The 12,517-nt window shown below is 56.1% G+C and carries 11 protein-coding genes and 3 tRNA genes; 1 reads left to right on the forward strand and 13 read right to left on the reverse strand.

The annotated features are described in order from the left end of the window. Positions 1 to 87 precede the first annotated feature (87 nt). The 10 genes from FHW74_RS07180 to nnr all read right to left on the reverse strand — a co-directional run bounded on the left by FHW74_RS07180 (position 88) and on the right by nnr (position 10,739). Positions 88 to 285, reverse strand: a complete 198-nt coding sequence (locus FHW74_RS07180) for a DUF2065 domain-containing protein (RefSeq protein WP_125294172.1) — start codon at positions 283 to 285, stop codon at positions 88 to 90. A 64-nt stretch (positions 286 to 349) separates the two neighbouring features. After that, positions 350 to 1,354, reverse strand: coding sequence for a protease modulator HflC (hflC, locus tag FHW74_RS07185; RefSeq protein ID WP_183169802.1), 1,005 nt, complete (start codon positions 1,352 to 1,354; stop codon positions 350 to 352). A gap of 2 nt (positions 1,355 to 1,356) precedes the next feature. Continuing rightward, positions 1,357 to 2,610, reverse strand: a complete 1,254-nt coding sequence (gene hflK, locus FHW74_RS07190; protein ID WP_183169803.1) for an FtsH protease activity modulator HflK — start codon at positions 2,608 to 2,610, stop codon at positions 1,357 to 1,359. Between the two features lie 192 nt (positions 2,611 to 2,802). After that, positions 2,803 to 4,083, reverse strand: a complete 1,281-nt coding sequence (gene hflX / locus FHW74_RS07195) for a ribosome rescue GTPase HflX (RefSeq protein ID WP_183169804.1) — start codon at positions 4,081 to 4,083, stop codon at positions 2,803 to 2,805. Positions 4,084 to 4,157: 74 nt separating this feature from the next. Next, a complete protein-coding gene (gene hfq / locus FHW74_RS07200; RefSeq protein WP_125294168.1) occupies positions 4,158 to 4,466 on the reverse strand; it encodes an RNA chaperone Hfq in 309 nt (102 codons plus the stop codon). 100 nt (positions 4,467 to 4,566) lie between these two features. Next, a complete protein-coding gene (gene miaA, locus FHW74_RS07205; protein ID WP_183169805.1) occupies positions 4,567 to 5,517 on the reverse strand; it encodes a tRNA (adenosine(37)-N6)-dimethylallyltransferase MiaA in 951 nt (316 codons plus the stop codon). After that, positions 5,510 to 7,357 carry a DNA mismatch repair endonuclease MutL gene (gene mutL, locus FHW74_RS07210; protein ID WP_183169806.1) on the reverse strand — a complete coding sequence of 616 codons (1,848 nt, stop codon included), beginning with the start codon at positions 7,355 to 7,357 and terminating at the stop codon, positions 5,510 to 5,512. Before mutL ends, miaA begins: the two co-directional genes overlap by 8 nt. Positions 7,358 to 7,366: 9 nt before the next feature. Continuing rightward, positions 7,367 to 8,707, reverse strand: a complete 1,341-nt coding sequence (amiB, locus tag FHW74_RS07215) for an N-acetylmuramoyl-L-alanine amidase AmiB (protein WP_183169807.1) — start codon at positions 8,705 to 8,707, stop codon at positions 7,367 to 7,369. A gap of 30 nt (positions 8,708 to 8,737) precedes the next feature. Further along, on the reverse strand, positions 8,738 to 9,220 hold the full coding sequence (gene tsaE / locus FHW74_RS07220) for a tRNA (adenosine(37)-N6)-threonylcarbamoyltransferase complex ATPase subunit type 1 TsaE (RefSeq protein ID WP_183169808.1): 483 nt from the start codon (positions 9,218 to 9,220) through the stop codon (positions 8,738 to 8,740). Continuing rightward, positions 9,213 to 10,739: a bifunctional ADP-dependent NAD(P)H-hydrate dehydratase/NAD(P)H-hydrate epimerase gene (gene nnr / locus FHW74_RS07225; protein WP_183169809.1), complete on the reverse strand. Its 1,527-nt coding sequence runs from the start codon at positions 10,737 to 10,739 to the stop codon at positions 9,213 to 9,215. The genes tsaE and nnr overlap by 8 nt, the downstream gene beginning before the upstream one ends. Between nnr and queG the strand changes: the two genes are divergently transcribed. Further along, on the forward strand, positions 10,738 to 11,877 hold the full coding sequence (gene queG / locus FHW74_RS07230; protein WP_183169810.1) for a tRNA epoxyqueuosine(34) reductase QueG: 1,140 nt from the start codon (positions 10,738 to 10,740) through the stop codon (positions 11,875 to 11,877). The two genes, nnr and queG, sit on opposite strands and share 2 nt — an antisense overlap. A 269-nt stretch (positions 11,878 to 12,146) precedes the next feature. On the opposite strand, the gene FHW74_RS07235 is transcribed toward queG, so the two are convergent. The 3 genes from FHW74_RS07235 to FHW74_RS07245 form a co-directional block, all read right to left on the reverse strand. Further along, positions 12,147 to 12,222: transfer RNA gene (locus FHW74_RS07235), tRNA-Gly, on the reverse strand. 71 nt (positions 12,223 to 12,293) lie between these two features. After that, positions 12,294 to 12,369, reverse strand: a tRNA-Gly gene (locus tag FHW74_RS07240). A 71-nt stretch (positions 12,370 to 12,440) separates the two neighbouring features. Then, positions 12,441 to 12,516 (reverse strand) — tRNA-Gly (locus FHW74_RS07245). Between the last annotated feature and the right edge of the window lies 1 nt (position 12,517).

Here is a 12,517-nt window from a genome sequence, read left to right on the forward strand (position 1 = left end):
TTTGCTTAAAAATGGATTCTACCATCGGTTTTGTGGATGATCAGCCCTTTTTGTATTCAAAATTCATCGAATTTGACCAAAATTCGTTCAGCCAATCGTTTTCCTCAACATGTAGTAGATAACGCAGCCGGCAACCACTAGACCGCCGCCAAAGCGACGTAAAATCGTTTCAGGCAGTTGTGTCATACTTAACACCATTCGCCGCCACAGACGCGGAAATAACATCGGCCCGAGGCCTTCCAGCACCAGAACCAGCGCCAGTGCTAACCAAATCGTTGAGTTCATTATTTGTCTGTCCGATAAAAAAAGAGCCGGTATTCACCGGCTCTTCATCAGGAATGCGCGTAGTTTAGCGCGTGCTGTTGGCTGGCGTCTTCATATAACGGAAGAAGTCGCTATCCGGGCTCAGCACCATCACGTCCTGGTTGGAGTTGAAGCTTTTTTCATAAGCGCGCAGGCTACGGATGAACGCATAGAAATCGGGATCCTGGCTGAATGCGTCGGCAAACAGTTTCGCCGCTTCAGCATCGCCTTCACCGCGCAGAATGCGCGCCTGACGCTCAGATTCCGCCAGAGTACGGGTCACTTCATAATCCGCTGCGGCGCGTAGTTTCTCCGCTTCTTCCTGGCCTTGCGAACGGTGGCGACGCGCGACCGCTTCACGTTCCGCACGCATACGGTTGAAGATAGCTTCAGACACTTCAGTCGGCAGGTTGATCTGCTTGATCCGCACATCCACCACTTCGATACCCAGCGCAGCCATACTGTTCGGGTTGACCACCGGCACTTTGCCGTTGGTTTCCGCCGCGACACGCTCCGCCGCTTTGGCAATCGCATCATCCGCCGCCGGGGTGGAGACTTCATCTTCGGTGCCCGCAGAGCCGGAGTTCAAGGCATCACGCACTTCCAGGGTCAAACGACCACGAGAATCGGTCACGATGTCTTTCACATCCAGACGACCAATTTCCGAACGCAGACGGTCCGAGAACTTACGTTTTAGCAGCACTTCCGCCTGAGAAACATCACCGCCGCCTGTCGCCAGGTAGTAACGGCTAAAGTCGCTGATACGCCATTTGATATAGGAGTCGACGATCAGGTCTTTTTTCTCTTTGGTGACGAAGCGATCCGCCTGGTTATCCATGGTCTGGATACGCGCATCAAGGGTTTTCACCGATTCGATAAACGGGATTTTGAAATGCAGGCCAGGCTCAAAGACCACCGGCTTGTTTTCATCATCACGCAACACTTTACCGAAACGCAGCGTAATTCCACGCTCACCTTCTTTCACCACGAATACCGAGGTGTAGAGCACCACCAGCACGATGATGATGACTGCAATCACTGACTTACGCATTGTTATTCACTCCCTTCGCGCTGGTAATCGTTACGCTGCGCATTCGCACGGCGCTGATCCATGATGTCGCCAGCGCTGGATGAGGCAGGCCGGTTAGCGCCGCTGTTGCTGGATGAGGACGCAGGCGGCAGGCGCAGTAAGGAATCCGCGCCACTGCTATCGCTCTTTGACGCCGGGGCATTATTGCCTTTCAGCATCTGATCCAGCGGCAGCACCATCAGGTTTCCGCCCTTGTCATTGACCAGCACTTTACGGGTGTGGCTAAGGACTTTTTCCATGGTCTCGATATACAGACGCTCGCGGGTGATTTCCGGCGCGGCTTTATATTCCGGGAGGATTTTCGCAAAGCGCGCCACTTCACCCTGGGCTTCCAGGATAGTCTGGGTCTTATAGGCGCGGGCATCTTCGATGATGCGCTGCGCAGAACCGTTCGCACGCGGCTGCACTTCGTTGGTGTAGGCTTCCGCCTCACGGATGTATTGCTGTTCGTTTTCACGTGCGGCAATCGCATCGTCAAACGCGGCTTTCACTTCTTCCGGCGGACGAGCGGCCTGGAAGTTGACGTCCAGCAGCGTGATACCCATGTTGTAAGGACGAATCGTCTCTTCCAGTTCGCGCTGGGTATCGCTACGAATCACGGTACGGCCTTCCGTCAGGATGCGGTCCATGGTGTATTTGCCGATCACGCCGCGCAGGGCGCTGTCGGTGGCCTGGCGCAGACTGTCGTCGGCGCTGGTCACGCTAAACAGATAACGTTCGGGATCGGTGACGCGGTACTGCACGTTCATCTCAACGCGCACCACGTTTTCATCAGAGGTCAGCATGACGCCGGACGCCGCGAGTTCACGCACCGATTCAACGTTGACAGGCTGGACGCTATCGATAAATGTCGGCTTCCAGTTCAGGCCCGGTTCAACCAGGTGACTGAATTTGCCGAAACGCGTCACAACGCCGCGCTCCGCTTCTTTGATGGTATAGAATCCGCTGGCGGCCCAAATGATCACCGCTGCTGCGGCGACAATCACCACTACACGGCCACCGATGGGGTTACGGGGGCCCTGGGTTGAACTTCCACCGCTTCTACCACCACCGAATCCACCCAGCTTTTTGCTGAGTTTACGGAAGATATCATCCAGATCGGGCGGCCCCTGATCGCGACCGCCTTTATTTCCATTTCCCCCAGAGTCGCCGCCAGGCTTGCTGCTTCCCCACGGGTCGCGGTCCTGTCCGTTATTACCGGGCTGATTCCACGCCATGTTTGTGCTCCATATTTGTTATGCGGTGATATACCTGTCCTGCTCCGCACTGTCTCTTTATTGCTGTCTTCACGTTTCCCACCGCATCGCGCTTAATGCCGCCGGGAAGTTGCTCCGTTCGCGCTACGAGACAACCCAGACTATTTCAGGTACCCCCCAAAGGGGAAAATTCTTCAGGCAACCTCAGACCGGTTAAACAACATAGTCAACCAGAGTCGGTTCTTGTTTACAGAGGCGGCGCCAGTCAACGATGGGCATACGTACTTCCAGCCCCACACTGCCATCCTCCTCCATCCACTCTTTTTCTATCGCCTGAAGCTGGTAAAACCGGCTCCGCAGTCGCCCTGCCTCTGGAGGCAAACGCAACGTGTGCTGCGCTATCTCTCCCGACAAACGCTCCGTCAGAGCCTGGAAAAGCAGTGGTACGCCGTCACCGGTCTGGGCAGAAAGCCAAACCCGTATCGGCCTGTTTTCATCATCACGATCGATACGCGGTTGGAAATCATCCAGCATATCGATTTTGTTCATCACCAGCAGGGCCGGGATCTCGTCGGCCTCGATCTCTTCGAGCACCGTATTGACGGCGTCGATGTTGTCCTGCATGCGTACATCCGCTGCGTCAATCACATGAAGCAGCAGGGTGGCCTGGCGCGTTTCCTGCAACGTGGCTTTAAACGCGGCGACCAAATCATGGGGCAGATGGCGAATGAATCCGACGGTATCCGCCAGCACGGTTTCGCCGACATCGGCCACATCAATCCGGCGAAGCGTGGGGTCCAGCGTGGCGAACAGCTGATCAGCCGCATAAACCTGCGCTTCGGTAATCTGGTTAAACAAGGTGGATTTACCGGCGTTGGTGTAGCCCACCAGTGAAACGGTTGGTACATCCGCTTTGCTTCTCGACCGACGCCCTTGTTCACGTTGTTTTTCGACTTTCTCAAGGCGCGAGAGAATTTGCATAATCCGGTTACGCAGCAAACGACGGTCTGTTTCGAGCTGAGTTTCACCCGGCCCACGTAAGCCTATCCCGCCTTTCTGGCGCTCAAGGTGGGTCCATCCGCGCACCAGGCGCGTCGCCAGATGCCGCAACTGGGCGAGTTCAACCTGCAGCTTCCCTTCATGGGTGCGTGCACGTTGGGCAAAAATGTCTAAAATCAAGCCGGTGCGGTCGATAACGCGACATTCGCACAGGCGCTCCAGGTTACGTTCCTGGGCGGGCGTTAATGCATGATCAAATAAAACAACTGATGCGCCCGTCGCTTTCACGGCATCAGCTATTTCGACGGCCTTACCTTCACCAACAAAATACTTTGGGTGCGGGGCTTTACGGCTACCGGTAATCACCTGTAATGCTTCGACACCGGCGGAAGAGACCAGAGAATCAAACTCCTGGAGATCTTCCATATCTTTGTCTTGCGAAAAATAGATGTGTACCAGCACCGCCTGCTCACCGGCGTCATAACGGTCAAACAAGCGTATAACCTCTCAAAAAGACCAGCGGGGAACACAGCCAGACTGGTTCCCCGTCATGGAAACAGCCACCAACCTTATTCGGCGTCGTCGCTGTCTTGCTGTGGTGCAGATGCACCCTGCGCATTACTGTGGTGGTAGTTACTACCTGTGCTGCCACCGGCGTTATTGCTGTGATGAGAAACCGGGCGAGACGGCACAACGGTTGAGATCGCGTGCTTATACACCATCTGGCTTACCGTGTTTTTCAACAAAATCACGAACTGATCGAAAGACTCAATCTGCCCTTGCAGCTTAATACCATTCACCAAATAAATAGAAACTGGAACACGTTCACGACGCAGTGCGTTCAAGAACGGATCTTGTAAAGATTGCCCCTTAGCCATTCTATCTTTTCCTTATATGCTTGTTTTGTACTTAAGAACCCTTGGGCTCTGAAAAACTACCTAAAAAAATTCGCGCACGATACGGTTCAATTGTACACATTCATTGATGGTTAGCACCAACAACCTGTAACACGTCCTGACGGGCTTTTTCAGGATTATCACTGTCTAACCAGTGAACACCTTCCCAACCCCGCAGCCAGGTCATCTGGCGTTTCGCCAACTGCCTCGTAGCGCAAATACCGCGATAAACCATGTCGTCATACGGGACTTCACCGGCCAGATAAGACCACATCTGGCGATAACCGACACAACGAATGGAAGGCATATCCGTATGCAAATCTCCACGGGCGAAAAGCGCCCGCACTTCTGCTTCAAAACCTGAAGCCAACATCTGATGAAAACGCTGCTCAATTCGCTGATGGAGCAGTTCACGGCTCGCCGGGGCGATGGCGAACTGGTGCACCTGGTACGGCAGAGCGTCTCCTGACGTTTGCGTCAGTTCCGTTAAAGTTTTACCCGAAATGAAAAAAACTTCCAGTGCCCGGGAAAGTCTTTGCGGATCATTTGGATGAATCCGTCTTGCCGCGACAGGGTCAATGTCCTGAAGTTCGCGATGCAAAGCGTCCCACCCCTGCTCTGCCGCCTGTTGTTCAATACGCGCCCTGATTTCTGGGTTTGCCGACGGCAGCGGGGATAACCCCTCCAGTAACGCCTTGAAGTAAAGCATGGTTCCACCCACTAACAGCGGGATACGCCCGCTGGCAGTGATCTCCGCCATCTCCTTCAGGGCATCGCGACGAAAATCCGCCGCGGAATACGCTTCAGCCGGGTCCAGAATATCCAGCAAACGGTGCGGCGCTTGCGCCAGCTCCTCTGCGGTCGGCTTCGCCGTTCCGACATCCATTTCTCGATAGATGAGGGCGGAGTCAACGCTTATCAACTCAACCGGGAGCGTTTTACGCAGATTAATTGCCAGCGCCGTTTTGCCCGAGGCCGTTGGCCCCATTAAAAAAATCGCCTTAGGCAGGCTCGCCTTACTTACTTCAGTCATGTTTCAGGGCATTCATCGCCGGTTGCAGATCGACAGGTTGTAATAAACCACCAGGCGGTGACTTCACCAGATTTGGACAAAGCCGTTCCACATCCGTTAACAGCGTGATGGCCTGCGCCACGCTCCACTGTTCGTGCTCGGTCGCCAGTTGGCGGGCAAGCCAGTTGGCGAGTTGTACGGAATCGGCCTTCTCGTTTGCCGCCAGGTAGCCTATCAGTTCAGGAATCAAGATTTGTAAATTTTGTTGGCGTAAGGGTAAAGGCACGGTGCGGATCGTAACATGTTGATGATCCAGCACGGTTTGGATGCCCATTCCCTCTAATAAATCCACGGCGTTGCGCATCACCGTCTGTTCATGCGCATCCACTTTAATGCGCACCGGGATCAGCAGCGGCTGGGCGCACAGGGTCTCCGCGCCGGGCGTCAGTTGCCCCTGGCGTAGCCAGCGTTCCGCCACGGTAAGATCCAATAGCATCACGCGCTCGTCGCGTTCCAGCAGGGCGTAAGCATTGCTGATGACCGTGAGAACGCGGCCAAAGCTGTGGCTATGCCCTTCCAGCGCGGGCGGAGCAGGCTTGTGCTCCCGCGGCGTTTCTGGCGTCTCCAGCAATTTGCGGTATAGCGCACCCTGCTGTTTGCTGTAATCCGCCTGAGCATGAGGCCATGCGCCGCCTGTTGATGAACGACCGCCGCCGGAAGAGGCGCTGGCCTGACGCGGCGCGGGTGCCGATTTGTCCGGCGCCGGCTGGGAGAAATGGTTCTTGCCCGCCGCCACGCGGTTTTCCGGCTGCCAGCGCGGCGGCTCCTCTTCGGCCTGCCCCAACGGCAACGTTGGCTCCGCCTGCTGCTGTTGCAGCACGCTTAATACGCCCTGATAGATAAAATCATGCACCAGCCGCGACTGATGGAACCGCACCTCATGCTTGGCCGGATGCACATTCACATCCACCTGGTGAGGATCAATCTCCAGGTAAAGCACGTAGGCAGGCTGCTGATCGACGCCGAGCTTATCTTCACAGGCCTGGCGGATAGCGTGATTAATCAGCCGATCGCGCATCATGCGCCCATTGACGTAGCAGTACTGGATTTCACTCAATCCGGCGCTGGCTTTCGGTTCCGCCACCCAGCCGCGCAGCGCTAAATCGCCGTGCTGCCACTCTATCATCAGCGCCTGTTCAAGGAACGCGGTGCCACAAATAGCGCCCAGGCGACGCTCTTTCGGTGCGTTAGGCTGCACGCCGCGATACTGGCGGATTAGCTTACCGTTATGGCTCAAGTTGATGGTCACATCGAAGCGCGCCAGCGCAATGCGGCGGATGATTTCGTCGATATGGTTAAATTCGGTTTTCTCGGTGCGCATAAATTTGCGCCGCGCCGGAGTGTTGTAAAACAGATCCAGCACTTCCAGGGTGGTGCCGACCGGATGCGCGGCGGGTTTCACCGTCACATCCATATCGCGCCCTTCGGCATAGGCTTGCCATGCTTCACTCTGGTCTGCGGTGCGCGAGGTCAGGGTCAGACGTGATACCGAACTGATACTGGCCAGCGCCTCGCCGCGAAACCCGAGGCTGATGATGGCTTCCAGATCGTCGAGCGAGGCAATTTTACTGGTGGCATGGCGCGCCAATGCCAGCGCCAGTTCATCCTTGTTGATGCCGCAGCCATTATCGCGGATGCGGATAAGCTTCGCGCCGCCGCGCTCAATATCGATATCAATCCGCGTCGCTCCGGCGTCAAGGCTGTTTTCCACCAGCTCTTTGACGACGGATGCAGGGCGCTCCACCACTTCGCCCGCGGCGATCTGATTCGCAAGCTGTGGCGGCAGAACCTGAATCGGCATGAATGCTCCTTATTGCGTCACGGCGAACTGGCCCGTGGTCGTTGAACCGGCGTTAACCGTTTTGCCGGTTCCGCCCTCTCCGGGCGCCGATTGTAACGGATGCGACAGGAAATAGTTACGCAAGCCCTTATAAAGCGCATCGGCGATCTGCTGTTGGTAATCGTCGCTCGCTAACAGGCGCTCTTCACCGCTGTTGCTGATAAATCCGGTCTCCACCAGCAGGGATGGGATATCCGGCGAGCGCAGCACGCCGAGGCTGGCATGTTCCGGACGGCGCTTATGGAGATCGCCTACCCGCGCCAGTTGCGACAGCACGTTAGTCGCCACGTCATAGCCGACACGCTGGGAGTGGCCAAACTGCAAATCCAGTACCGCCTGGCTCAAATACGGGTCCGCCTGGCTGTTCGCCAACACGTCGCCCGCCCCGCCCAGCAGTTCGGATTGCTTCTCGTGCTGTTCAAGCCAGCCCGCCATTTCACTGTTGGCGCGGCGATTCGACAGCACCCATACCGACGCGCCCGTGGCGTCGCGGTTCGGCGCGGCGTCAGCGTGAATCGATACCAGCACGTTGGCGTTCTGTTTACGCGCCACATCGGAACGGCCCATCACCGATATAAAGTAATCGCCGTCGCGGGTCAGGACGCCTTTAAACAGCGGATCGTCGTTTAACAGGGTGCGCAGCTTGCGGGCGATGGCGATAGTGACGTTTTTCTCTTTCACGCCGCCAGGGCCAATCGCGCCTGGATCCTGGCCGCCGTGTCCGGCATCAATCGCCACCACAATACGGTCGCCGCTGGCGGAGACCTTACGCGTGTTGGCAGGCCGCGTCACGGTGTCACTGCTCACCACCGAGGTCACACGATCGGATTGCGATTTAAACGGGTTACGCGCAGGCTCCACGGGGCGCGGCTGCGGTGTGATTTCCCGTTTTGCCACCACGGGCGGCGGTGGAGGCGGAGGCGGCGCATCGGCATCAATGGTGAACACCACGGTGTAATTAGCGCCGTTTTGCTGTTTCACCGCGCGGGTTTTGCCGTTTTTAGTCAGGTCGACCACCAGGCGCAGCGAGCCCGTATCTTTCGGTGTACCTGAGCGAATACTCTTCACCAGGTTATTCCCGCTGAAAATCAGCGGCAACCCCTGGATCACGCCGGTCTGTTTAATATCCAGCGCCACGCTGCGCTGGCCGTCATGGGAAAACGCATAATCAGGCTCGCCAAAAAAGCTGAACGTAATACGCGCCTGGTCATCGCCATTGGAGACCTGGATATCGGATAAGCTTGCCGCCCACGCAGGCGCACACAGCGCCAGCAAAGCGATAATCAACCACTTTTTCATGAAAGGTATCATCCCGTCATCCTTGTTAAATGGCTGGACGTGTCACACCACAACCCGATCGGTGTTGGGATCCAAACGCGCCAATAACCTGTTACCCGCTGCAGATACGGCGTTTATTTGTGCCGAACGCCCGCGATCGTGATAAGTAAGATGAATTTCGACATCCGGGTCAGGCAGCACACCCGCACCTTGTTGCGGCCACTCCACCAGGCAAATGGCGTTGTCGGCGAAATAATCGCGGATCCCCATAAACTCCAGCTCCTCAGGGTCCGCCAGTCGATATAAATCGAAGTGGTACACGGTCAAATTCTCAAGCTCATAGGGTTCGACCAGGGTATAGGTCGGGCTTTTCACATTGCCCTTATGGCCCAGCGCCTGCAAAAAACCACGACTAAAGGTGGTTTTACCCGCCCCTAAATCACCCACCAGCCAAATCACCGTTGCGCCATTACAGGCCTGCGCCACGGCTTTGCCGAAATCTAACGTTGCCTGTTCATCGGCGAGAGGGATAACACGTTCAATCATGGTTTACATCATTCAGTTCAGGGTTAACAACCAGGTACAGCGTCGTAAAAAGATCGCTTGCGAGCATTCCACGCGTACCAGAACGGCGGGCGATGGCATCGGCGGCGGCGGCATGCGCCACGCAACCTGCACAGGCGGCGTCATAAAGATTAAGTTTCTGTCCTAATAACGCGCCGATGATACCGGATAACACATCGCCCATTCCGCCCGTCGCCATGCCGGGATTTCCGGCATCGATAATCGCGAGTTCACCGTTTTCGCTGGCGACCAACGTACCCGCCCCCTTTAAGACCACAACGCCACCATAACGTTTCGCCAGGCGGCGGGCTGCGAGTAAGCGATCGCTTTCAATTTGCGCGACGTCACAGTTGAGCAAACGCGCCGCTTCGCCGGGGTGCGGCGTAATAACCCGATTCTGACGTTTATCGGGATTGAATGCCAGAAGGTTGAGCGCATCCGCGTCCCACAGCATCGGTTTTTGCGAATTCTCGACTTTTTGCAGCGCCCTTTTGCCCCATTTTTCCTGGCCCAGGCCAGGGCCGATAATCACCACGTCCGCCCATTCGAGGCCATTGGCGAGCGATTCATCGGTTAATTCTTGTACCATCAGTTCAGGCCGGGCAGTGAGCAGCGCAGCGATATTCTCCTGGCGCGTCACCACGCGGACCAGCCCGGCACCGGAACGCAGCGCCGCTTCGCCCGCCAGACGAATCGCCCCGGCGGTGCCATGGTCGCCGCCGATGAGCAACAAGCGTCCGTTATCGCCTTTATGCGCGGTAGCGCGGCGCGGTTTAAGCCAGCGAGCCAGCGTTGCCGCATCGTAACGCTGGATTGCCGCAGGCTTATCCGCCAGCCAGCTTTCCAGCCCGAGCGCGTTCACCTGAAGCTCGCCCACTACATCGCGGGCTTTCCCGGTCAGCAGGCCGGGCTTCAGGGCGATAAACGTCAACGTTTGCTGCGCGGTAATCACGCTGCCGGGCGTTGCGCCGGTTTCGGCCAATAATCCGGAAGGGATATCTAACGCCAGAATCGGCGCGGGATCGGCATTGGCTTGATCGATCAGCGCGCTGACCGCGGGACGCGGCGCGCTGGCAAGACCGGTTCCCAACAGCCCATCAATAATCAGCGACACGCCCTGCGGCCAGGGCGTCGTCGACGCGTGGATTTCCCCGCCCGCGTTCAGCCAGGCGTCGCGGGCGCAGGCCGCCTCTTCAGGAAGCGGCTTCTCGCTCTCCAGCGCCAGCAGCGTGACGTTGATGCCTTCGGCTTTCGCCAGCCGCGCCACCACATAGCCGTCGCCGCCGTTATTGCCGTGGCCGCACAGCACCAGCCAGTGCTGCGCTTCTGGCCACGTCGCGCGCGCCAGCCGAAACGCGGTTTCCCCGGCGCGCAGCATTAGTTCATACAGGGTGATGCCGAGGCTATCCGCCGCCTCTTTTTCCGCCTTTCTCACCCACTCAGCTGGCCATACCGAGTGTGGTATACTGCTACGGTTATTGGTAAGCCGATGGTCCGTCATGTCTGAACCCCTTGATCTCAATCTTCTCGCGCAAAATATAAAGCAATGGGGCGCCGAGCTCGGCTTTCAGCATGTCGGCATTACCGACACCGATTTAAGCCCCCATGAACCTGCGCTCCAGGCGTGGCTGGATAAACAATATCACGGCGAGATGGAGTGGATGGCGCGTCACGGCATGATGCGCGCCCGTCCGCATGAATTGTTGCCCGGCACCCTGCGCGTGATCAGCGTCAGGATGAACTATCTGCCCACCAACGCCGCGTTTGCGCGCACCTTAAAAGATCCCTCGCTGGGTTATATCAGCCGCTATGCGCTGGGCCGTGATTATCACAAGCTGATGCGAAACCGGCTAAAAAAACTCGGGGAAACTATTCAGGAGCAGTACGCGTCGCTGAATTTTAGACCCTTTGTCGATTCTGCGCCCGTGCTTGAGCGCCCGTTAGCCGCAAAGGCGGGCCTGGGCTGGACAGGTAAGCACTCACTTATCCTCGATCGCAATGCCGGTTCGTTCTTTTTCCTCGGCGAATTGCTGGTAGATATTCCGCTGCCGGTGGATCAACCTGTGGAAGAAGGCTGTGGCCGCTGCGTAGCCTGTATGACCATCTGCCCAACCGGCGCGATTGTCGAGCCTTACACCGTTGATGCGTGTCGCTGCATTTCTTATCTGACCATTGAACTGGAAGGCGCGATCCCGGAAGAATTCCGTCCGTTAATCGGTAACCGTATCTACGGCTGCGATGATTGCCAGCTAATTTGCCCGTGGAACCGTTTTTCTCAGCTCACCGTCGAAGCCGATTTTTCGCCGCGCCAGGCATTACACAGCCCTAAGCTGATTGAGCTGTTTGGCTGGAGCGAAGCGCACTTCCTGAAAATGACCGAGGGTTCGGCGATCCGGCGCATTGGTCATGTGCGTTTTCTGCGTAATATTGCCGTCGCGTTAGGGAACGCAGCCTGGGACGACGCCAATATCGCCGCGCTGACAAAAAGAAAAGGTGAGCACCCACTTCTCGATGAACACATAGACTGGGCGATTGCGCAACAAATAACCAAGCGAAATGCCGATGCAATAGAAGTGCAATTACCACAAAAACAGCGCCTGGTTCGGGTAATAGAGAAAGGTCTAACGCGAGACGCTTAAGAAAAGTCTGCTGTGCATAAAATTTAAAAGGCCTTGTCATTCAATCGTAAAAAATACGTCAGTGATCGAATTAACACTTTTAGCAGTTTGAAAATCTTATTAGGAAACAAGACATTGCCAAAAAGATGTCAAAATATGACTTCTGGTCTACGGCGCAACGGCAAGAAATAACCTGTGGATAAGTCTGTTGAAATCCCTGTTTCAGATTCGCAAAAAAGGCAGACAGACACGTTGACTTGCTGTGGATAATTTTTGATCGGTGAGAAATTTGGAGCGGGAAACGAGACTCGAACTCGCGACCCCGACCTTGGCAAGGTCGTGCTCTACCAACTGAGCTATTCCCGCTTAATCTGCGTCTTTTAAATTGCTTAGCTGCAACTCAAAATCCTGCGACTGGATGGTACTGAATCAAATTTTGGAGCGGGAAACGAGACTCGAACTCGCGACCCCGACCTTGGCAAGGTCGTGCTCTACCAACTGAGCTATTCCCGCTTAATCTTCGTCTTTTAAGTTGCTTAGCCGCAACTCAAAATCCTGCGATTGGGTGGTGCTGAATCAAATTTTGGAGCGGGAAACGAGACTCGAACTCGCGACCCCGACCTTGGCAAGGTCGTGCTCTACCAACTGAGCTATTCCCGCC

This window comes from Atlantibacter sp. RC6 (genome assembly GCF_014193285.1).
Lineage (GTDB): Bacteria > Pseudomonadota > Gammaproteobacteria > Enterobacterales > Enterobacteriaceae > Atlantibacter.